Here is an 18,971-nt window from a genome sequence, read left to right as displayed (position 1 = left end):
GGGATTTTAACTGTATATAAGATGAATTATTCAAGATATTAAGAAACTCTAATTGATTTTTATCTAAAGTTAAATTTACTAAGTAAATTATATTTTTAATCTTTGCATCTTTTTGTATAGAGGAAGAAAATTTTTGAATAATCTCTATTAATCTAGTTGATTTATCATAGTTATAAATCCTGAGGATATTTTGAAACTCACCATATTCAATGAATAAAATAGGAGTATACTTTAAAATAGTATGCAATGATAATTTTAACTCTTTAAAAGAAAAAGATTCTATTACATAGGATTGAATTTTTACTACGTTTTCATTATTAGTCGAAATTTTATCTCTAATATATCTATTTATGTAGCCTTTTTCCAACTGCTGAGCAATATTATCAAAATCAAGTTTACCCTTGTATGTTTCAAGAAATCCTAACACCTCTTGTGCGGTTACTGGCTGATCAAACCGAATACTTAACTTTTTAAGAAAATCCTCAATCTCTGAGTGCGCAACTGAAAGTTTGCTGGCTAATTGCTCAATGGCCTCAGTCATGGTTGTACTCCAGCAAGCTAAAACATTCTTCGCATCAATGCCTAACACATGTCTACTGTATATACTACATTCAAAATCCAGCGTCAAGGGTTATTTTGTCCTGTTGATTGTTCTAAACCATGAACATAACGCTAGGTCTGAATCTATATAGAACTCATTTTTGACTTTTGACTTCTGACTTCATAATTCATCCCTCATCATTCATATTTTCTTTAGTGTGATATTGACAAAAAGCAGAATCGCGCTATACTATTTTGCACTTGGTGTCATATTGACTATTAAAGAAGGAATGGTTATGCAACGGGTTGGGCTTTTGGGCGGAACCTTCGATCCAATTCATCATGCACACTTGGCAATCGCCGAAGAAGCGCGGGTGGTGTTGGGTTTGCAGCGGGTGGTGTTTATGCCAACGGCGCAGCAGCCTTTGAAACAACAGCACTACAGCTCCGCCAACCAACGCCTTGCCATGACCGAACTGGCAGTAGCCGATAATCCCGCCTTTGCAGTTTCTAACATCGAAGTTGAACGCAGCGGCGTTTCCTATACCATCGACACCATGCATGAATTGAAAATTATTGAACCGGATGTGGAATGGTGGTTGATTGTTGGTGCTGATAGTTTGGCTAGCTTGCCACGCTGGCATGCTGCCAACGATTTGGTTCAATTAGCTCATTTTGCTATTTTAGAACGGCCTGGCTTTGAATTGGATTGGCAGGCTTTGCTTGACCAATTTCCTAGCCTCGCCACTCGCAGCGTGCGGATTCAAGGCCCACGCATGGATCTTTCAGCGACTGAATTGCGGAGTCGCTTGCAGGCTGGTTTGCCTGTGCGCTATCTCGTTCCTGATGCTGTTGCTGGCTATATTGCCGAGCAGCGGCTTTACCTTGCCCAACCTAGCGCTTAACCACGAAAGGATTTGCCCGTTCTATGAACGATTATATTATTGTTGGCTCAGGCATCGCTGGCTTATACACCGCCCAACTGGCAGCTCAACATAATCTCAAGGTTGTTTTGGTAACCAAAGAGGCGGTTGAGGAATGTAATACGCGCTATGCCCAAGGTGGCATTGCCGCCGCAATTGGCGAGCATGATTCGCCAGAATTGCACATTGAAGATACCTTGGTTGCTGGCGCTGGCATTAGCGATCCTGCCGCAGTGCGGGTGTTGTGCGAAGAAGGCCCAGCGCGTGTGCATGAGTTGATCAATTTGGGCGTACCGTTTGACACCCATAATGGCTCAATCGCCCTAACCCGCGAGGCTGCCCACTCCGAACGGCGGATTTTGCATGCTGGCGGCGATGCAACGGGCGCAGCGATCGAAACTACCTTGGCGGGCGTAGTTGCCAATACCAATGTTGATGTGCGGGCTTGGACTTTGGCCACCGAAATTATGTTGGAAAATGGCCAAGCAGTTGGGGTTCGCACGCTTGACGCACGAACTGGCGAACGCGGCGAAGTGCGCGCCAAGCGAATTGTGCTGGCAACTGGCGGTGCTGGCCAGCTGTTCCAAGCCACAACCAACCCAACCGTAGCAACTGGCGATGGGGTTGCTTTGGCCTATCGGGCTGGCGCTGGGGTTTCAAATATGGAGTTCTTCCAGTTTCACCCAACAGCTTTGCGCTTGCCAGGCGCGCCGGGCTTTTTAATTTCCGAGGCTGTGCGTGGCGAAGGCGGCGTTTTGCGCAACGCTGCTGGCGAACGCTTTATGCTCAAATTGCATCCTGATGCAGAATTGGCCCCGCGTGATGTGGTGGCGCGAGGCATTGCCGCCGAAATGGTTTCAACCGATGCTGATCATGTCTATCTTGATGTGACCCATTTGCCAGCCGATTTGGTGCTGTTGCGCTTTCCAACGATCGCCAAAGTCTGCCGCAGCCATGGCTTGGATATTACCAAAGAGCCAATTCCGGTTGCGCCTGCTGCCCACTATATGACCGGCGGCGTGGTGACTGATTTGCATGGCCGTACCAGCGTGCCGAATTTATTCGCGGTTGGCGAAGTTTCGATGACTGGCGTGCATGGAGCCAATCGTTTGGCCTCGAATTCATTGCTTGAGGTCTTGGTGTGGGCTAAGCGCGTGATTGAAGCGCCCGATGGGCCAATTGAAGCGCCAACTTTCCCCCAAACTACTCAGGCAATCACCATGGCTGCCGAAGCCGATGAAACGCCATTTAGCCGCGCCGCCTTGCAACGGCTGATGTGGCGCAACGTGGGAATTGTGCGCGAGGCTGATGGGTTGGGTTCAGCCCTGCGGCAGCTAGTTGCATGGCGTGATGCCCAAGCCGAGCCAGCCACAGTGCGCGAATATGAAGATGCCAATTTGTTGATTGTGGCAACGCTTTTGACCTATGCTGCCTTGTTGCGCGAGGAAAGCCGTGGTGCGCATGCCCGCCGCGATTTCAGCGAAACCCGCGAAGTTTGGCAACGCTACTTGGTCTTGAAGCAAGGCTAGCGCATTCTAAATTCAAAGAATGGTGGATCGTTGCAGATCCACCATTTTGTATTTAATCCATCAATGTTCATCTTTTGGGCGCAGATTGTTGCTTGGTTTTGGCCCGTTGCTCTGGCATAATTAACGTTTTACGCAACGGGAAAAGGATGCAAGCGATGCGGCGGTGGTGGCTATGGCTGGAATTGCTGGTTTTGTTTGGTTGTGTGCCGTTGGTGCTGCGTTTTGCTGTGTCAGCCAGTTGGTGGTTTGGGGTGCTTGGTTTGGCGGCGCTTGGCGCATGGGTCTGGTTGCGGCGGCGCGGCGTGCCAATCGGCTTGTGGCAAGGCCGCTTGAATCCGTGCGAAAAACATACTCTTTGGCGTTTACTGCGACGCTTTGGGCTAGCAAGCCTGCTGACGGTGCTGTTGGTTTGGCTTTGGCAACCAGATCATTTATTTAATTTGCTTCGCCAACAACCGTGGGTCTGGCTGCTGCTTGTGCTAGCCTATCCGATTGTTTCGGTGTATATTCAAGAATTGGTCTTTCGAGGCCTGTTTTTCGCGCGCTATCACACTTTGTTAAATGAGCGTTGGCTTCTGCTGCTCAATGCTGTGGTATTTGGCTGGGCACATATTATTTTTCGCAATCCCTACGCGGTGATTTTGACGATTATCGGTGGCTGGCTGTTTGGTGATACTTACCGTCAGACCCGTTCGCTGCGCTTGGTGTGTTTGGAGCACGCTTTGTATGGCAATTTGATGTTTACGGTGGGCTTGGGCCACTATTTTTTCAGTCGTGGCTTGGGCTAAGTGGCAATAGGATCTGGAAATTGCTGCCCTTGCCAAGCGTGCTTTCTACTGTAATTGTGCCGCCATGAGCCTCGATAATTTGCTTAACAATCGCTAAACCCAAGCCGCGCCCGCCAGTATCGCGATTGCGCGAGGCATCGGCGCGATAGAAACGCTCGAAAATATGCGCTAAATCATGGGCTGCAATGCCTTCACCAGTATCCTGAATACTGAGATTAATCTGCTGTTGATCGCTGGTGCAGTTGATCACAATATTGCCCTTGGCTGGCGTATGGCGAATTGCATTTTTGATCAGGTTTCCCAAGGCTTGCACAATTCGCGTGCGATCAACTGCGATTGCTGGCAATGGTTGCTCGATGTTGAGTTCGAATTGAATGCCCGCGTTGAGTGCAGGTTGTTGCCAACGCTGGTGGGTTTCGCGTAGCAATTGGGCAAAATCAAGGGTTGTTTTGTTAAAATCGAGGCTCTGCGATTCAGTTTTGAGCAGCAAGGTCAAATCATCAAGCAAACTAACGATCAATTTAATCTCATGTTCAACGTGATGTGCGGCCTCATCGGCGCTTTGTAACTCGTCGGCCAAGCCTTCCATTTCAAGCTGAATCACGCTGAGCGGGGTATGCAATTCGTGGGTCAAATCGTGAATTAAACGGGTTTGCAGCATGCGTTGTTGGGCCAGCGAATTGGCCATATGGTTGAAGGCGCTGCTCATTTGGCCAAGCTCATCGTGCGAGCGAATTGGCACTTGGGTTTGCCAATTGCCAGCAATAATCTGCTTGGTGGCATGGGTTAATGCCAAAACTGGCGCGGTAATCGTGCGTACCAGCACAAAGCCCAAAGCCAAAACGATCATGCCGACAATGACCCCGCTGATAATTAATGCATGGCTGGTGCTGCGTAAAAATGCGCCTTGTTGCTCGGTATAGGCGTGGGTTCCGGTGACCATCAAGGCCGAGCCAATCACTTCATTGCTGATTAAATCGTAGAGTGGAATCGCATGCTGACGCAGATCGGCGGCCAATTGCTGGTCGTGGTTGAGTTGCTGGGCGCTGTCATAGGCCACATTGCCCGCTGGATCGAGAATAATCAGCCGTTCATCGCCATGCAACACCGCTTGCAAGGCCCATTGCAGCAACAAACTATCGTGGTGGGCAAAGCCAAACTGCTGATTAGTTGGCCGGTGCAAGGCTTGAGGATCGATAAAATTCCAGGCCGATTCAACGATCATTGGCAATTCATTCAAAATGAGGCTGATTGGAATGCTTGACATTGATTTGAGGCGCTCAAGTTCGGCGGCAACGATCGTTTGCACCAGTTCTTGTGGCTCGGTTTGGTAGTTTTTCGCCAAGGCCACAAAACCTTGGGGATGCTGCGCGCTTTGGATGATCTCGCTTGGGCTGGCAGTAAGCTTTTTCTGAAGCAGATTAAGCCAATCGGGGCTGGTTTTATATTCAACAAAATAGCGAATTTGCGATTTGAGCGCCGTGCCTGATTCCATGGCTGGTACGCCGCTCATGCCCAAAGTCATGGGAATGGTTGCATGCGGCAGTTGAATTTGCTCAAGGCTCATAATTAAATCTTCAGGATTAAGATTATGCGCAATCGCAACGCTTTCGATACTGCCAGAGCTACCAACCTCAACTTGCAAATGTTCAGGGCTAATGCCAATTGCCTCGGCGCTTTGTTGCCAAAGTTGGCCGCTACTAACGCTGATTAATGCTGGCGCAAGTGGCATGGTAACCGTTTGACTGAGGGCTTCGCTTTGTTGTAATAAGGATGGGAGCGCCGACCAATCGGGATTGTAGGCATGGCTGGCTTCGAGCCAAGGCGCAAGTTGGGAGGTACGCATTTGGCTTTGGTCGCCAACAAAAATATCGAAGCGCTGGGTTGTGAGCAAATAAGCGCTTAGCCCGCTCAACAAGAGGGTTGCGCCAATCACGAGGCCAAATGCTGCACCTAATTTCCAACGGATTGATCGAAGCATAACACCCTACCAGATTAATCAACAAATTTATAGCCAAGCCCATATACGGTAATAATATATTGCGGATTTGTGCGATCGTGCTCAATTCGCTGGCGTAAACGCGCAATATGCGCATCGAGCGAACGATCAAAACCAGCATAATCACCAGCGAACACCGCTTCAAGCAGCTGTTCGCGGCTGAGAATTTGGTTGGGATGGCGCATAAATGTGGCCAATAAGGCTAATTGAATTTTGCTTAATTCGACAGGTTGCTGATTGACTGTACATTGATGCTGGGTCAAATCAAGCTCAATCGGCCCACGTTTGAGGGTTTGGCTTGGTGCAAGTGGCTGGCTGCGGCGTAGAACTGCACGCACACGGGCCACCAATTCGCGGGCATTGAAAGGCTTTCCCACATAATCATCGGCTCCAAGCTCTAAACCTTGAATCCGTTCTTCATCGCTGCTGCGAGCAGTTACCATAATAATTGGAGTGTTTTTGGTTTGGCGAATGGCCTTGAAAACCGACAGGCCATCCAACTTGGGCAGCATTAAATCTAAAACGACTAAACTTGGCTGGTGTTGCTGCACCAACGCCAAGCCAGTCAGGCCGTCGCTTGCCAAATAGGTTGTAAAGCTAGCTTGCTCAAGATACAACTGCATCCAATGGGCAATCCGCTCTTCATCCTCGATAATCACGATTATTTTGGCCATGGTGGTTCCTTGTGGCATGAGTTGGCTGGTTGCAGGCGTGGTAAGATCTGCAACCAGCCACTTATTTAGCGACTTGGTTCGGTAGCTGGTTCGCTTGGCAAGGCGGGCAGTGCTTCAACGGCTTCGCATTCAACAGCTTCTTCAATGCTTTCGCTTGTGCCTGATTCGCCCCCTGAAATCTGGAAGCATTGAACCCCTTCGCCAGCAACGAAGCTTGGCACATTGCTGACAAAATGCTCAATCATTTCGGGCAAGTCGTTGCTAAAGAGTTCAGCATCTTCGCTGCTTAGCTCTTCATCAGCGACCAATTGATTGATGTTGGTGGTTTCAGCGGCCACAATTGCATCGATAACTGCTTGTTTGCTAACGCCCTTGGCCGCCGCTTGGTCGGCAATGCTTTGTTCTGCCTCAATGCCTGTGTGCAGTTCATCGGCGCTAATGCCAATTGTTTCAGCGGCGAGCGCAAACCAATCGACCCCGGCCACGGTCCCAATTGCTACAACCGTTCCACACTCGCCCTCAACGGTTTCTGCATTAATCGTTACAAATGGTTTGGTGATTTGTTCGCTCGTTGTTTCGTTCGTTGCTGCAAGGTGATCAGTAGCTTTGAGTGCCACAAACGGCTTGGTAACGCGTTGGCTGGTTGCTTTGGTTGTGGTTTCAAGCTGGTCGCTGCTTGCTGCTGCATTATGCTGAAGATGCAAAGCACCGCCAACAGTTTGTTTGTGTAATTGGGTTGGCTGGCTCATTGCTGAATGATGCAATGGGGCAACTCCAGTTACGCCCGACACATGACATTCGATTGTTACATCATCGGCATTTGAACTGACTGTGACGCTATGCACTGGTTTGTCGTTGTTGGCGGCAAAAGCTGTATTGTTGGTCCAAAGATAGCCGCCACAAGCCAACGATACCACCCCAACCGCCACCGCTAAATGTTTACGCATGTCCGAACTCCTTGTCAATCACAAATTACTTTCAATTGCGGTACTATAAAAAATGATTGTGATACAAATTCGACAATTGGCTGTGCAAAGTTAATAATTTGATGAGTTGCTGCTGGTTTGTGCTAAGCTTTGAATATAATTTTGTTGATTAAGGAATAAACCAATGGCAATAGATGTATTGCATTCTGGCCTGACTGAACGCCAACAAGCCTTTGTTGCGCTTGGCCGAGAAATGGCGGCGCTGGTTAAACCAAGCGCAGCCAAGCATGATCAGGCTGCGAGTTTTCCCTTCGAACACTTGCCAGCATTTTTTGCGGCCAAATATCAAGCCTTGAGCATTCCAACCGAATTTGGTGGGCTTGGCGCGAGTTTGTTCGAGGCAATTTTGGCCCAAGAGCAATTAGCCTATGGCGATGGCTCAATTGCTTTGGTGCTGGCAATGCCGATTCATGTGCTTGGCGGAATTATCGAGGGGCGGGCATGGCAACCAAGCCAGATCGAGCGGCTTAGTCGTTTAGTAGTTGAACAGTCGGTTTTGCTCAATTCGGCGGCCAGCGAGCGCGAAATGGGCAGCCCAGCCCGCGGTGGTTTGTTTGCCACAACTGCCCAGCCAGTTGCCGGCGGTTGGTTACTGAATGGTCGCAAAATTTATACGACTGGCGCGCCTGCATTAACTCATGCCCTGATTAGCGCCACGATTGTTGATACCAGCGATACAGCGATCTTTTTGGTTGATCTCAAGCAAACAGGTGTGACGATTGAGCCAACTTGGCATGGTACGGCGATGCGTGCAGCTCGCAACGATGATATTGTGCTTGAAGGCGTAGTTGTTGCTGAAGAAAATTTGTTGCAACGTCGCCAAGCTGGCGTAATTGATCCGAGCCGTAGCAATGCTGGGGCGTGGTTTCAATTGAACATGGCGGCGGTCTATTTGGGCATTGCCCAAGCTGCCCGCGATGTTGCTTGCAACTATGCCCGCGAACGTCGTCCGACCGCTTTGGCAGGCAAGGCCATTAGCGAGCTTGAATCGATTCAGCGGCAGCTTGGCAAGGTCGAGCAATTGCTGCTGAGTGCGCGGAGTTTGCTCTATCAAACAGCCCAAATTTGGGAGCAAGCGCCTGCCGAACGCGGCAATTTGCGGGCTTTGATTGCTACTACCAAAGCAACCGCGATTGAGCATGCAGTTGCTGCGGTTGAACAGACCATGATTGTGGTTGGTGGAGCTTCGCTCTCACCAGATTTGGCGCTCGAACGCTATGCGCGCGATGTGCGGGCTGGCCTGTTTCACCCGCCGACGCTGGATGCGGCCTTGGTTGGCTTAGGGAGTTGGTTGGTCGAATAACGATGTTTGGTGGCGACTGGCCCAGCCTTCGATCGCATCGGCAACCAAGGGCCAAGCTGGGTCAAACATCAAATCGTGGGCTGCCTGTGGCACGATAATCAATGGCGCTTGATAGGCATTGGCCAACGAACGCTGTTTGGCGAGGGTAAATACCCGATCACGCTCGGCGGCAATCACCATTATTGGGGTTTTGATGTGGCTTGGTTTGGGTTTATGAATGAGTGCATCAAGCAAAACCCTGAGCGATTCGCTGCCAAGTTGGCTGTGGATGGCTTGGGTTTGGGCGGCGGAAGCGTTATCACGCAAAAATAAATATTTTGCCAAGGCTGGCGTACGCACAAAACTATACCCATCGGCGGTTGCGAAAGCCCGTAAGAGCACGCTTGGTTGGGTTCGCATGGTGCGTAGCGTAAAGCCCAACGGCCCAGTCTGCGGCATGCTAGCCAGCAAAACCGCCGCTGGCAATGGGTGCTGCATGACTGCATGTTGCAGAATATAGCCGCCGAGGCTATGGCCTACGACGATTGGCGCTGGTTTGAGGGTTGCAACCAGCGCCAGCAAATCGTCGATATAGTGGTTTAAGCCAATTGTGTTGAAATAGCGCGGCATACTGCTGCGGCCATGGCCGCGTAAACTCAGCGTATGCACCGCAAAGCCGCGCGCGGCAAAATCGTGAGCGGCATTATCCCAGCACCAAGCCCCATGCCAAGCGCCATGGAGCAGCAGCAAAGGTCGCTGATACAATAGCGTTTTCGGTTCGTAGCAGCGATGTTCAAGCGTGTTGCTGGTCATTGGCTTCCTCTTGAGCCGCCGCCCGATCCCGTTCCTCGCGGATGAGCCGCAAGGTTGTGGTTTTATCATCGAGCGCATGGAAAATTGCTTGCATGATAACGGTATCAGTTGTGTCAAGATCTGCCAAGAGCCGTTGGCGATTGCTATCGCCTGCAACCAGCAAGCGGATGCGTTGAGCCAAGGTTTGCCATTGGGCTTGGGCTTCAAGCTGCGGCAAGAAGCCATCAAGATCGGTGTAGGCGTGCTGGACTCCAAAGTAGGCCGCCGCTACCGTCAAGATAATTGGCCGCCATTCGCCGATCAGTTTGCTTAACCGCGCTTCTTCTGGGTCGGGCGTTTGGCTAACTGCAATCAAAATTGCCTGCACGATGGCCGCACTATTGGTATCTAGGCCAGCGCCAAGCTGCGCAAAATCGCGTTCGCCAGCCCAAATTCGTTCAACTGCCGCCTGAATAATCCAGCCATTATTATCAATTTGGGGCAATAAAAACTCGACCTCGGCGCGGCGGGTATCATCGCCATGGGCAATCGCGGCAATGACCTCAATCAAGGGTGCGAAATGGGCAACCGCATCGCTGGTAGCGCGTTCAAAGGTCGGGTGTAGATCGAGCATGTCGAATATCCTTACTAGTAGTGAGCAACAGAATAGCCTTAGGTCGCTGCGCGAGCATAATCAAGGCTCTGTGTATAATAGGCGATTGAGTGACTTTGTGTCAATATAACACCTATTAGCAGCAATAAAACAACGAGCCATCCTCATTGATGCCTCGTCGTTTGTGGCTGGTTTAAGTGTAGACCACCGAATTCGCACCGCCAAACTCGTTTGGCTCGTAACGATCAGCGCTCCAATCGTTCAGCCAGCGCCCATCGGCAAGATAGCGATACTGGTAACTGTGATTGGGTGGCAGATCCATGGTGGTACTCCAGCCTTCCCCGGAACGTAACAGCGGTGTCGCCGTTTCGCTCCAATTATTGAACTCGCCAACAAGTGTGATCGTCTGGGCGGTGAGTGGGGCTGGGATGTTGAAGGTTACCCGCACGACCGTACCCTCGAGGCGTTTCTTCAGCATTCTGGCACTCCTTTGTGCGTTACAAAATACAACGGCTTCGTTGCATTTCCTCTGCGTCCGAATCCTTGTATCTACCATCCTACATGGCTTTCAATGCAAGATCAATACCCAAAGCATTGGCATTTCCTAAGAAATCTAGGCCATCTTGGCTTGTACTACACAGGACTAAAGAGCTAGCACCAATGCTTGCGATTTTAGGTGATTGGCTTCACCTCTGCGAGGAATTGCCGTGGTTCGATCTTGCCAGCTTTGAGTTGTTCAAATAGCACCAAATTAGCTTGATTCATAATCTTTTGTTGCTGGAAATGAGCGCTACTCAACATAAATTGGGCAATTGCCTGCTCAAACTGATCGAGCCACAGCAAGGCTTTGCCATAGTACCATTGGCAGTAGGCAACATGAAAATGATAATTAGCCTGTGCGAACAAATAAATTGCTTGCTCGAAGTAGGCAAGTGATTCAGCATATTGCGCTTGATCAACGAATATTTCGGCTAAATTAACTGCTGCTGCTGCTTTCGAAACACCATCATCATACTGTTCGGCTATCTCAGCAGATTTCTTGATAAACTCAATGGCTTTAGCAAATTTAGCCATTTTACGATAAATATTGCCAATATTACCATAATGAATACTAAGTTCTTTACCGATATCTTGGTTTATACCAACATTAACCGTCTTCAAGTAATAATATAAAGCTAATTCTTGATGATTTAATCGTGCATAAATAGTCGCGAGGCTGTTAATCAGCGCGGTATTATTATAAGCTTTACGAAATTCATTTGTTTGTTCATCACATAAAAACGCTTCAATCGCGTATTTTAAGCCAAGATGCAGTGCTTCTGAGGTTCCCAAGCGCTGATAACAATAAGAAAGGATGATATATGCAGCTGTGTGATGCGTAATTCCTTGGCTCTTAGCAAGCTCGATAGATTGAAGCATAAGCGGAATTGCGTGATCAGTATTGCCAATAATGCGATGCAGATTTCCTTGATGATTTAATAAGGTTGAAAGCACTAATGGTTGATTAATTCGCTGCGCAGCTTGGATTGCATGATTAATATAGGCAATTCGATCAACCATTGATGGATAATAATTGCTAATATTATAAATCGTGGCCAAGACTAAATCGATGATTAATTGATCGCCGCGAGCGGTTCCAAGTTGGCTTTGTGCATACTGAAATATCCAATTAACATGTTTTTCTTCACGATCGAAGCTTTGGGTTGCCCGAATTTTGCCACCAATGTGATTAAGATATACATCATCAAGCATGCGAGCCAAATCGCGAATCGCTTCGCAATAACGCCATAGTGCCGCCTCAGTTTCATGCTGCTCTGCCAATTGACGCAGCGCAAAACTGCGAATTAAGTCGTGCATGCTCCAGCGTTCGTTGTGACTATTGTATTGCAATAAATTATGGCGCAATAAATAATAAAGTTGGTTTTCTGCAGCTAAATTATGCGGCAAGTCGAGCATTGCCAACCCCAAACTACTCGAAAAATCGGCCACCAAAACTGCCAATTGGCGCACAAAATATTGCTGTTGAACACTAAGTTGGGCGTAACTCAAGGCCAGCGAGGCCTCAACATTCAATTGTTGATCGTCGGGGTCGCGCAAGGCTTGCAAGCGTTGGTTTTCATCGGCAAGCTGGGCCAAATAGTGCGCAGGCTTCAGTGCTGGGTTATTGTGCAAAATACTCGCGCTCACCCGCAAGGCTAGGGGCAAATACTGACAAGCGCTGGCTAATTGTTCTGCATGATGCTGATCAAGCCGTGGGCAAATTTCTTGGATGAGCTTGCTTGCATCATCAGCATTTAAAGCCTCAAGCTGAACGCTGGCCATGGCTGGCAAGCTAAATCGCTGGCGACTGCTGATAATCAGACAACAACCAACTGGCGGAATCAGGTCGCGTACTTGCTCAGCATCACGCGCATCATCAACCACAATCAAGACTTGTTTGTTGTACAGAATGTTGTGATAGCGAGCCAATAATTGCTCGCGTTTTTCTGGGAGACGGGTTTTAGGATCAAGTGCGTTAATCACCAAACCAAGGGCTTGTTCAGGCGTAAGTGCTTGTTCGCGCGCGCCATACAGATTGAGCATCAATTGAGCATCAGGATATAAATGCACAATGTTTTGGGCAACAATCAGGCTTAATTCGCTTTTGCCAATGCCACCCATGCCATGAATGCCAACTAATGCTGCTCCCCGCTTGGCTGCGTGGGCAATCTGAATCGCATGGGTTAGGCGCTTAAACTCAGGCTCGCGCCCAACAAAATCGCCAACCACAGGCCGCAATTGGTGAATTGGCGCGTGATCAGCAGCAGAATTTGGATCGTTGTTGCGAGGCTGATGCGGTTGATTGAGCAATTTGGCTAGTTGCTCGAATAAGGTTTTTTGGTAGCGATGATAGGTCGCTTGATGAATATTCAACATCTGACAATAACTATCGACTGGTGCGCCAGGATAGGTTGTGAGCACCTTGAGCAGTGATTGCTGCGGCTGTTCAAGTGGCAGTTGGCCTAGCCAGTGATAAAAATCGCCCAACCCGCCAAATGCTTGCAAGCGTTGCCGCCACGTCTGATCAGCCAAAAGGCGTTCAGGCCGTTGAATTAATGTCTGAATTGATTTGACTGTCCAAATGTGATCGTCGCTCATCCCTAGCTCCTACTAATGTGTGCAGGCATAATTTTAACATGGGCCATGCACTTGACAAGTTGTTGGATTAATGATACTTTGTATCATTATAAAGCGTGATTCGGCAACTGGTTTATGCTGAGCACCAAATTCCAACATGGAGACATGGGTTATGAATGAGCGTAGTACTGGCACGGTGGCGTGGTTCGATCCTGAAAAATCGTATGGTTTTATTACAACTCATGCAGGAGCATCGTTGTTTGTTCATCGACGGGCGCTTGGTGATGGACGACGTTGGTTGGTTGAGGGCGAAGAAGTAAGTTTTGGGGTGGTTCGGGGCATGAAGGGTGATGAAGCCAACGATGTTTTAGTGACCAACGCTTTACCGCCAACGCCGCGCATTCGGGCCTACGAGCAACGCGAGGCTGGTGGCTATGATAGCGAACGCTCGTTCGATCGCCGTGATCGTTTTGCTGGCCAAGGTCGCCCAAGCAATAACGGCCCGCGCCGCGAGTGGAGCAATGGCCCACGTGAACGCAGCCGTTCATTCAGCGGTAGCGCTCCTGCTGGCGTGATTAACGCCCGGGTTGATTATATCGACCCTCAAGGGCGCTTTATGTTTGTGGCGCTCAGCGATAATCAAGGCGATGCCTATGTGCATTCGAGTTTGTTCAATCATGGTGGCAATCGGGTGCAAGTTGGCGATAACGTCCGGGTCAGCGTTTCGGCAAGTGATCGTGGCTTGCGCGCCAACTCACTTGAGATCTCAATTTGAGTTTTGCATATCCACTCAAGCAACAAGGCCGACTCGTATGAGTCGGCCTTGCTGTTATTGGAGAAATAGCTCGAAATTTGGTTTATGGTCGCGGCCTGTGAGGCGGCGGAACCCGCGCCCGATAGCTTGCATCGTATCGTCACTTAGCGAAGAAGCTAAGATCGAACCGAGAATCAAGCCTAAGGCGCTTCCTGCTGCTGCTCCAAGCGCAAAGACGACATAGCGTTCGCGTTGTGTAGATTTGTTCATGATGTACCTCGCACGTGATCGTCCTTGACCCGCCGATTACTGAAGAACGACAACTGGCGTAGCTTTTTGCCACAATTTATCGAGCTTGTAAAAATCGCGCTGTTCAGGGCTAAAAATATGCACAACTACATCGCCAAAATCGAGCAAAACCCAGCCAGTTTCGGGTGAACCTTCGACTTTGGGTGTCGGTGCGCCTTCTTGGACTAACTGATCATCAATTTCTTTTACGACTGCTCGTAGCATGCGCTCATTGCCAGCGGTACAAATCACCAAAAAATCGGCGAACGTGGCTAATGGGCGAACATCAAGCATGATAATATCATTTGCCTGCTTCGAGTCTGCTAAATCAACAGCACGGCGGGCAAGAACTTGCGCTTCGATAGGTGGACCTCCACATTTCTAGAACAGATTTTTTCTGCTTCCAATATACCATGAAACCTTAAATTAGCTGCATCCTGCGCCCAACATGTTCGAAGATAGTGAGCGCTTCCGCGAGATCGGCATTGCTATGGCTGGCAGTTACAATTGTGCGCACCCGACCTTTGTCGCGGGCCACAGTTGGGAAGGCGATGCCTTGAGCAAATACGCCTGCTTGGAACAGTTCATCAGAGAATTGCATGGCTTTGGCACTCTCGCCAACAATCACTGGGGTGATTGGGGTTTCTGAGATACCAGTGTTAAAGCCAAGCTGTTGCAATCCCGCCTTGAAGAACGTGGTATTTTCCCAAAGCTGTTGATGCAATTGCGCGCCCTCGGGGCTTTGCAAGAGCTTAACGGCGGCAATACAGGTTGCAGCCACCGCTGGCGGATGCGAGGTGCTGAACAAAAATGGGCGGGAGCGATGCTCCATCAGCTGGCGCAATTTGCGCGAAGTGGCCACATACCCGCCCAAGGCCCCAATTGCCTTGGAAAGCGTGCCAACCTGAATATCCCAATCGTTGATGCCATAATGGCTAACCGTGCCGCTGCCGTTGGTGCCAAGCACGCCCGATGCGTGGGCATCATCGACCATCGTGATTGCGCCGTAATGCTTGGCTAGCTCAGCGATCCGTGGCAAGGGGGCAATATCGCCATCCATGCTAAATACGCCATCGGTGACGATGAGCGTGTTGCGATATTTGCCTTGATTAGCCTGCAAAACCCGTTCCAAATCGGCCATATCGTTGTGTTGATAGACCGCGCGCGCTGCCTTGGTCAGGCGAATGCCATCGATAATCGAGGCATGATTCAGGGCATCGCTGATCACCAAATCGCCATCGTTGAGCACAACTCCCAAAACCGCAGCGTTAGCCGTAAAGCCCGATTGGAGCACCAACACCGCCTCAGTATGCTTGAATTCGGCCAAGCGTTGTTCAAGCTCCTCGTGGATGCTCATTGTGCCAATAATCGTGCGCACTGCGCCAGAACCAACCCCTAATTCCTCGATTGCCTTGATTGCTGCTGCTTTCAAGGCTGGATGATTGGCCAAGCCCAAATAATTATTTGATGAGAGATTGATCACCGATTTGCCATCGATGGTTGAGCGTGGACCGGTTGGGCTTTGCAATTCGCGCAACGTGCGAAAAACCCCTTGCTCGCGCAAACTATTCAGTTGCTCATCAAGATATGCTTCAAATGAATGCGGCATCATCGCCCCCATAAACAACTATTCGCAACTATGGCTCAACGCCATATGTTTCAAATGCATTATAGTGCATAAGCGCGCTTTGTAGATGCGCCTGTGAGCTGATTTATGGCCTTTGGTAATTGCAATGATTATGCTGCATTGCTGCGAGGATTGTGCCTGCTGCAAACCCGATCGCAAGCTACACTCAATCCAACCTGTATTGGAATGGTGTGAAATGAGGATGTTGTGCGAGAACTGATTAAATTTTTGCTTGCAGGCTTGCTCGTAGTTGGCAGTTGTATTGGTATCTCATTGTTGGCATGGGGGCCGCCAATCCATGATGATCTACCTGTTACGCTCCACGAAGGTGATTTGTATGATAAGTGGCAGCAAATCGAATCAGCTGATCCAACGCGCCTCTATTTTGAAGTTACGCTGTATCAAACCGAATTGTGGAAGGACGTTAACGTCGAGCCACGCAGCAAACCAGCGCTTGATTTGCAACTTGAACCATTGGCTACCAAGCAGATTCGACCATATGCGGCGTTTGTTGTGCGCGGGTCGATTTTGCGCGAATTTGCCGCACCTGAGGATTCAATTGAGTTTGCCTTGTATGGCATGCATGGCCAAAAAGCCCGCACACTCTGGCTTGATAGCCAATTGCTGTTTGATGGCAATACACTGATCGTGCGCTAGGATACTTGTTCCCTCATCCCCAGCCCCTTTTCCACTCAACGCGGGCGAGGGGAGTGACCGTTTTTACCAAGGAATTGCGCAAGAACCACCGCATTAAAGCCCCTCGCCCGTGCCACGGGAGAGGGGTTGGGTGAGGGAATTCTCTAATAACTCGGTTTGCTTGTCGCATAACCCAAGCCACTTTGCACATCGCGGAAGGTGCGAATATGCGCAATGTCGATGCCAGTATCGAGCAAGGCTTGCACGGTTTCGCTGCGTAAGCCAACCACGATTGGCTCAGTGCCAAGCAAGCGCACTGCACTCAAGGTTTGCACCAACGACTCGGCTACTGCTTGATCGATTGTGTTGAGACCTGTTAAATCGATCAAAATCGTATGTGGGCGGCGTTGATAAATTGTATTCAGCAACTCATCGCTGAGCAAGGCAGCCCGCGTCAGATCGATACTGCCAACTAGCGGCAAGACCAAAACACGCTCGGCAATTGGCAGCACTGGCACGCTCATTTGGCGAATGGTTTCGCTGGAGCGTTGCAATTCGTCAAGTGCTTTTTCGAGGTAGAGTGTGCGTTTTTGCACCCGCTCCTCAAGCACGGTTTGGTTGCGCTCAAGTGCTTTGCTATGTTCGATGCTACTTTTCAGCAGTTGGCGTAAGCGCCGCGCGGTAAACGAGGTTGTTGCTGCTGCGGTGCCAAAACAGCCGCCAGCAAACAGTAGATTGAGAATCGTAATATTTAATGAAAATGGCTGAGGACTAAGCAGATCGGTGCTGACGAACACGATCACGGCAATAATCGCATAAATTAAACTCCAACGTGCTGGCAACAATAACGCCGCCGCCACAATTGGAATAAATAGACCATACATCCCGCGACTGGTTACGCCAACCGGGATTGCGACGACCAAAATAAGCGCAAAATAGGGAATAAACATCGCATGGGTTGCCAACTCTGGCTGATCGATACTGACCAACCAACCTGAAACCCCGGCGGCAACCAAAATGCCAAACAAACAGCCAAGCGCTATTTGATTGCGTCCAACGCTGAGATCAACTCCTAAAACATAATACAGAATCAGCAAAACAATAAAACTGCTGCCAGTGATCAAAATGCGGCGTAAGGCCCGCTTACGCTGTTCGCGTTCTTCATTCCATAATGCAATTGGTGGATCGGCCATGTGCGGTACCTGTGTAAAGTGGCTATGGCGCATTATATCAGGCTTTTTTTCTGATGATTCAATTGCTGCCAGCATGCGACCGTCTGTGCTATAATCGCTGTAGGAGGATGCCATGTCGGATGCGTTTGATCAAGCTCAACGAATGATTTCACCCAAGCCTCGCGAAGAGGATCAAGTGGTGGAGAAAAGTTTGCGGCCAAAAAAATTGGCCGAATATATTGGCCAAGAAAAAGTGCTTGCCAACCTTAAAATTGCGATTGCTGCTGCCCAACAACGCAAGGAGCCGCTTGATCATACGTTGTTTTATGGCCCGCCTGGCTTGGGCAAAACCACGCTTTCAACCATTTTGGCCAACGAAATGGGTGTGAATATCAAAATTACTTCTGGCCCAGCCATCGAGCGGGCTGGCGATTTGGCAGCAATTTTGACCAACCTCAAAAAAGATGATTTGCTGTTTATTGATGAAGTCCATCGCTTGAATCGCGCAGTTGAAGAAGTAATGTATCCAGCCATGGAAGATTTTGCGCTGGATATTATTGTGGGCAAAGGCCCAAGTGCCCGCAATTTGCGCCTGAAATTGCCGCGCTTTACCGTGGTTGGCGCGACGACGCGGCTTGCTTTGCTCACTTCGCCGTTGCGCGACCGTTTTGGCTCGGTGCATCGGCTTGAATTTTATTCGGTCGAAGCCATGACCGATATTGTGCGCCGTTCGGCAGCCTTGCTCAAATCGCCAATTGACGAGGCTGGAGCTTTGGAGATTGCGCGGCGGGCACGCGGCACGCCGCGGGTTGTCAATCGTTTGTTGCGGCGAGTACGCGATTTTGCTTTGGTGATGGCCGATAATCATATTACCCTCGACGTTGCCAAAGCCGCCCTTGCCAGCCTTGAAATCGACGATTTGGGGCTTGATGAGAATGATCGGCGGGTTTTGCGCACCTTGATCGAAACGTTCAATGGCGGACCGGTTGGCCTAACGACCTTGGCCGCTGCCACCGCCGAAGAAGTTGATGCAATCGAGGATGTTTACGAGCCATATTTGTTGCAGCTGGGCTTTCTTCAGCGCACGCCACGCGGGCGGATTGCCACGCGCCGCGCCTACGATCACCTTGGCGTGAGTTTTCCCGAAGCGCCGCGCCCAGTTGATAGCCAACAATCAACCTTTAATTTGGAATAGATTTTGATCGTTGACATAAAAAGCGGGCTGCTCATAGCTACGAGCAGCCCGCTTTG

General features: G+C 49.6%; 19 protein-coding genes. 7 read left to right on the top strand and 12 right to left on the bottom strand.

Annotated features, from left to right (window positions below; translation table 11 throughout):
- On the bottom strand, window positions 1-541 hold a 541-nt coding region (locus tag JOD20_RS20125), incomplete at its 3' end, for a hypothetical protein (protein WP_204756988.1).
- Window positions 542-836: 295 nt separating this feature from the next.
- Here JOD20_RS20125 and nadD point away from each other — a divergent pair.
- From nadD to JOD20_RS20110, 3 genes are all read left to right on the top strand, one after another.
- Window positions 837-1,445, top strand: a complete 609-nt coding sequence (nadD, locus tag JOD20_RS20120; protein ID WP_204756987.1) for a nicotinate-nucleotide adenylyltransferase — start codon at window positions 837-839, stop codon at window positions 1,443-1,445.
- Between the two features lie 23 nt (window positions 1,446-1,468).
- On the top strand, window positions 1,469-2,992 hold the full coding sequence (gene nadB / locus JOD20_RS20115) for an L-aspartate oxidase (RefSeq protein WP_204756986.1): 1,524 nt from the start codon (window positions 1,469-1,471) through the stop codon (window positions 2,990-2,992).
- A gap of 155 nt (window positions 2,993-3,147) precedes the next feature.
- Window positions 3,148-3,780 (top strand): CPBP family intramembrane glutamic endopeptidase, encoded by a 633-nt coding sequence (locus JOD20_RS20110; RefSeq protein ID WP_204756985.1) that lies wholly within the window; start codon window positions 3,148-3,150, stop codon window positions 3,778-3,780.
- Here the strand turns inward: JOD20_RS20110 and JOD20_RS20105 are convergent.
- From JOD20_RS20105 to JOD20_RS20095, 3 genes are all read right to left on the bottom strand, one after another.
- Window positions 3,761-5,761: a sensor histidine kinase gene (locus JOD20_RS20105; protein ID WP_204756984.1), complete on the bottom strand. Its 2,001-nt coding sequence runs from the start codon at window positions 5,759-5,761 to the stop codon at window positions 3,761-3,763. The genes JOD20_RS20110 and JOD20_RS20105 overlap by 20 nt on opposite strands.
- A gap of 14 nt (window positions 5,762-5,775) precedes the next feature.
- Window positions 5,776-6,453 (bottom strand): response regulator transcription factor, encoded by a 678-nt coding sequence (locus JOD20_RS20100; RefSeq protein ID WP_204756983.1) that lies wholly within the window; start codon window positions 6,451-6,453, stop codon window positions 5,776-5,778.
- 65 nt (window positions 6,454-6,518) lie between these two features.
- Window positions 6,519-7,400, bottom strand: a complete 882-nt coding sequence (locus JOD20_RS20095) for a hypothetical protein (RefSeq protein WP_204756982.1) — start codon at window positions 7,398-7,400, stop codon at window positions 6,519-6,521.
- A gap of 163 nt (window positions 7,401-7,563) precedes the next feature.
- Between JOD20_RS20095 and JOD20_RS20090 the strand changes: the two genes are divergently transcribed.
- The gene (locus JOD20_RS20090; protein WP_204756981.1) at window positions 7,564-8,742 is read left to right on the top strand and encodes an acyl-CoA dehydrogenase family protein; all 1,179 of its coding nucleotides are present in this window, start codon (window positions 7,564-7,566) and stop codon (window positions 8,740-8,742) included.
- On the opposite strand, the gene JOD20_RS20085 is transcribed toward JOD20_RS20090, so the two are convergent.
- The 4 genes from JOD20_RS20085 to JOD20_RS20070 form a co-directional block, all read right to left on the bottom strand.
- Entirely contained in the window at window positions 8,719-9,534 is an 816-nt protein-coding gene (locus JOD20_RS20085) for an alpha/beta hydrolase (RefSeq protein ID WP_204756980.1), read from the bottom strand. The two genes, JOD20_RS20090 and JOD20_RS20085, sit on opposite strands and share 24 nt — an antisense overlap.
- Window positions 9,515-10,147 (bottom strand): hypothetical protein, encoded by a 633-nt coding sequence (locus JOD20_RS20080; RefSeq protein WP_204756979.1) that lies wholly within the window; start codon window positions 10,145-10,147, stop codon window positions 9,515-9,517. Before JOD20_RS20080 ends, JOD20_RS20085 begins: the two co-directional genes overlap by 20 nt.
- A 172-nt stretch (window positions 10,148-10,319) precedes the next feature.
- Window positions 10,320-10,604 (bottom strand): isoamylase early set domain-containing protein, encoded by a 285-nt coding sequence (locus tag JOD20_RS20075; protein ID WP_041304451.1) that lies wholly within the window; start codon window positions 10,602-10,604, stop codon window positions 10,320-10,322.
- A gap of 194 nt (window positions 10,605-10,798) precedes the next feature.
- A complete protein-coding gene (locus JOD20_RS20070) occupies window positions 10,799-13,264 on the bottom strand; it encodes a tetratricopeptide repeat protein (RefSeq protein WP_204756978.1) in 2,466 nt (821 codons plus the stop codon).
- A 151-nt stretch (window positions 13,265-13,415) separates the two neighbouring features.
- On the opposite strand from JOD20_RS20070, the gene JOD20_RS26765 reads away from it, so the two are divergent.
- The gene (locus tag JOD20_RS26765) at window positions 13,416-14,018 is read left to right on the top strand and encodes a cold-shock protein (RefSeq protein ID WP_204756977.1); all 603 of its coding nucleotides are present in this window, start codon (window positions 13,416-13,418) and stop codon (window positions 14,016-14,018) included.
- 54 nt (window positions 14,019-14,072) lie between these two features.
- Here JOD20_RS26765 and JOD20_RS20060 read toward each other — a convergent pair whose 3' ends face one another.
- Genes JOD20_RS20060 through JOD20_RS20050 form a run of 3 tightly spaced genes read right to left on the bottom strand, consistent with a single transcriptional unit; the run spans window position 14,073 to window position 15,894 of the window.
- Entirely contained in the window at window positions 14,073-14,267 is a 195-nt protein-coding gene (locus JOD20_RS20060; RefSeq protein WP_054532499.1) for a hypothetical protein, read from the bottom strand.
- A 36-nt stretch (window positions 14,268-14,303) separates the two neighbouring features.
- A complete protein-coding gene (rsfS, locus tag JOD20_RS20055; protein ID WP_338034204.1) occupies window positions 14,304-14,648 on the bottom strand; it encodes a ribosome silencing factor in 345 nt (114 codons plus the stop codon).
- A gap of 58 nt (window positions 14,649-14,706) precedes the next feature.
- A complete protein-coding gene (locus tag JOD20_RS20050; RefSeq protein WP_204756976.1) occupies window positions 14,707-15,894 on the bottom strand; it encodes a glycine C-acetyltransferase in 1,188 nt (395 codons plus the stop codon).
- 225 nt (window positions 15,895-16,119) lie between these two features.
- Between JOD20_RS20050 and JOD20_RS20045 the strand changes: the two genes are divergently transcribed.
- A complete protein-coding gene (locus tag JOD20_RS20045; RefSeq protein WP_204756975.1) occupies window positions 16,120-16,569 on the top strand; it encodes a hypothetical protein in 450 nt (149 codons plus the stop codon).
- 143 nt (window positions 16,570-16,712) lie between these two features.
- On the opposite strand, the gene JOD20_RS20040 is transcribed toward JOD20_RS20045, so the two are convergent.
- The gene (locus JOD20_RS20040; protein ID WP_204756974.1) at window positions 16,713-17,741 is read right to left on the bottom strand and encodes an STAS domain-containing protein; all 1,029 of its coding nucleotides are present in this window, start codon (window positions 17,739-17,741) and stop codon (window positions 16,713-16,715) included.
- Between the two features lie 142 nt (window positions 17,742-17,883).
- Here JOD20_RS20040 and ruvB point away from each other — a divergent pair, with 142 nt between their 5' ends.
- Window positions 17,884-18,915: a Holliday junction branch migration DNA helicase RuvB gene (gene ruvB, locus JOD20_RS20035; protein ID WP_407928461.1), complete on the top strand. Its 1,032-nt coding sequence runs from the start codon at window positions 17,884-17,886 to the stop codon at window positions 18,913-18,915.
- Window positions 18,916-18,971 lie beyond the last annotated feature (56 nt).

It is taken from the genome of Herpetosiphon giganteus (assembly GCF_016907925.1).
In the GTDB taxonomy this organism is placed as follows: domain Bacteria; phylum Chloroflexota; class Chloroflexia; order Chloroflexales; family Herpetosiphonaceae; genus Herpetosiphon; species Herpetosiphon giganteus.
The sequence above is the reverse complement of the archived record's forward strand: the minus strand, read 5'-3'. Positions and strand labels throughout refer to the sequence as shown.

Coding starts and splice junctions, on each gene's coding strand:
- nadD (WP_204756987.1), top strand. CDS start 837: ATGCAACGGGTTGGGCTTTTGGGCGGAACCTTCGATCCAATTCATCAT.
- nadB (WP_204756986.1), top strand. CDS start 1,469: ATGAACGATTATATTATTGTTGGCTCAGGCATCGCTGGCTTATACACC.
- JOD20_RS20110 (WP_204756985.1), top strand. CDS start 3,148: ATGCGGCGGTGGTGGCTATGGCTGGAATTGCTGGTTTTGTTTGGTTGT.
- JOD20_RS20105 (WP_204756984.1), bottom strand. CDS start 5,761: ATGCTTCGATCAATCCGTTGGAAATTAGGTGCAGCATTTGGCCTCGTG.
- JOD20_RS20100 (WP_204756983.1), bottom strand. CDS start 6,453: ATGGCCAAAATAATCGTGATTATCGAGGATGAAGAGCGGATTGCCCAT.
- JOD20_RS20095 (WP_204756982.1), bottom strand. CDS start 7,400: ATGCGTAAACATTTAGCGGTGGCGGTTGGGGTGGTATCGTTGGCTTGT.
- JOD20_RS20090 (WP_204756981.1), top strand. CDS start 7,564: ATGGCAATAGATGTATTGCATTCTGGCCTGACTGAACGCCAACAAGCC.
- JOD20_RS20085 (WP_204756980.1), bottom strand. CDS start 9,534: ATGACCAGCAACACGCTTGAACATCGCTGCTACGAACCGAAAACGCTA.
- JOD20_RS20080 (WP_204756979.1), bottom strand. CDS start 10,147: ATGCTCGATCTACACCCGACCTTTGAACGCGCTACCAGCGATGCGGTT.
- JOD20_RS20075 (WP_041304451.1), bottom strand. CDS start 10,604: ATGCTGAAGAAACGCCTCGAGGGTACGGTCGTGCGGGTAACCTTCAAC.
- JOD20_RS20070 (WP_204756978.1), bottom strand. CDS start 13,264: ATGAGCGACGATCACATTTGGACAGTCAAATCAATTCAGACATTAATT.
- JOD20_RS26765 (WP_204756977.1), top strand. CDS start 13,416: ATGAATGAGCGTAGTACTGGCACGGTGGCGTGGTTCGATCCTGAAAAA.
- JOD20_RS20060 (WP_054532499.1), bottom strand. CDS start 14,267: ATGAACAAATCTACACAACGCGAACGCTATGTCGTCTTTGCGCTTGGA.
- JOD20_RS20050 (WP_204756976.1), bottom strand. CDS start 15,894: ATGCCGCATTCATTTGAAGCATATCTTGATGAGCAACTGAATAGTTTG.
- JOD20_RS20040 (WP_204756974.1), bottom strand. CDS start 17,741: ATGGCCGATCCACCAATTGCATTATGGAATGAAGAACGCGAACAGCGT.
- ruvB (WP_407928461.1), top strand. CDS start 17,884: ATGATTTCACCCAAGCCTCGCGAAGAGGATCAAGTGGTGGAGAAAAGT.